1 protein-coding gene is annotated in these 602 nt (G+C 66.1%); it reads right to left on the bottom strand.

Annotated elements, in window-relative coordinates; translation table 11 throughout:
* Positions 1–602, bottom strand: a 602-nt coding sequence (locus tag EOA86_RS37525; RefSeq protein ID WP_164892449.1) for a D-alanyl-D-alanine carboxypeptidase family protein, incomplete at both ends; no start/stop codon positions are given.

Here is a 602-nt window from a genome sequence, read left to right as displayed (position 1 = left end):
GCATACAGCAACCTTGTCGTCGTGTTCGATGCCGGCGACAGGTTGCGCTGGATCAGCGCTTCGACGTGGTCGTTGCGCTGGCGCGCGCTGTCGGCGCCCATCACCACGAGGATCAGCCGGCGGCCGTCGGCATCGTAGGAGGTGACGATGTTGAAGCCTGAGGCTCTGATAAAGCCTGTTTTGATGCCGTTGACGCCGCGTACGCGGCCGAGCATGTCGTTGTGGCCGCGCACCAGCCTGCCGCGGAACATGAAGTCGCTCTCGGAGAAATAGTGGAAATGCTGCGGGAAGCGGGCGCGCAGCGCCGTGCCAAGCACCGCCATGTCGCGCGCCGTCGTCAGCTGGCCGGCGTCCGGCAGGCCCGAGGCGTTGCGGAAGACGGTGCTGCGCATGCCGATCTGGCGCGCTTTGGCCGTCATCATCGCGGCAAACGCCTGTTCGCTGCCGCCGAGATATTCGGCAACGGCGACCGCCACGTCATTGGCCGATTTGACGGTGATCGCCCGGATCGCCGATTCGACGTCGATCGTCTCGCCGCGCCTGAAGCGCAGCTTGGTCGGCGGCTGCCTGGCGGCGTTGTCCGAGACCGGGATCAGCAAGAC

This window comes from Mesorhizobium sp. M5C.F.Ca.IN.020.32.2.1, from assembly GCF_004023105.1.
Classification (GTDB): Bacteria; Pseudomonadota; Alphaproteobacteria; order Rhizobiales; family Rhizobiaceae; genus Mesorhizobium; species Mesorhizobium wenxiniae.
The sequence above is the reverse complement of the archived record's forward strand: the minus strand, read 5'-3'. Positions and strand labels throughout refer to the sequence as shown.